The organism is Desertibacillus haloalkaliphilus, from assembly GCF_019039105.1.
GTDB lineage: Bacteria > Bacillota > Bacilli > Bacillales > KJ1-10-99 > Desertibacillus > Desertibacillus haloalkaliphilus.
Genome location: NZ_JAHPIV010000204.1, coordinates 1 through 412 on the forward strand (window position 1 = coordinate 1; position 412 = coordinate 412).

The following is a 412-nucleotide window of genomic DNA, read 5'->3' on the forward strand; positions in this document are numbered from 1 at the left end:
TCCTAAGCAAATGCCGATATCCTCCGTCGTATGATGATCATCAACTTCCGTATCTCCGTTTGCATCAACGGTTAAATTGAAATGACCGTGCTTTGTGAACAGATCAAGCATGTGCGTTAAAAAAGGTACGCCTGTTTCTAATTCTGATCTTCCTTCTCCATCCACAGTAAAGTCCAACTTAATTTGCGTTTCACCTGTATTACGTTCGATTTGTGCGCGACGTTCTGTCATCTACTTTTCCTCCAACCTAATATCAATTGCTCGTGCGTGTGCTTCCAACCCTTCTAAACGGGCAAGAGCTGAAATTTTGCGGCCATGTTCTTCGATGGCTTGTTTGCTATATGAAATAATGCTTGATTTTTTTGTGAAATCATCGACATTGAGCGGGCTCGAAAAACGAGCAGTGCCATTT

At 42.2% G+C, this 412-nt stretch carries 1 protein-coding gene and 1 pseudogene; both read right to left on the bottom strand.

All coding sequences use genetic code 11. The features are described from left to right. A pseudogene (locus KH400_RS21560) lies at positions 1-231 on the bottom strand (imidazoleglycerol-phosphate dehydratase); the annotation flags it as partial. After that, positions 232-412, bottom strand: a 181-nt coding sequence (locus KH400_RS21565) for a histidinol dehydrogenase (protein ID WP_217228138.1), incomplete at its 5' end; no start/stop codon positions are given. It lies immediately after the preceding pseudogene.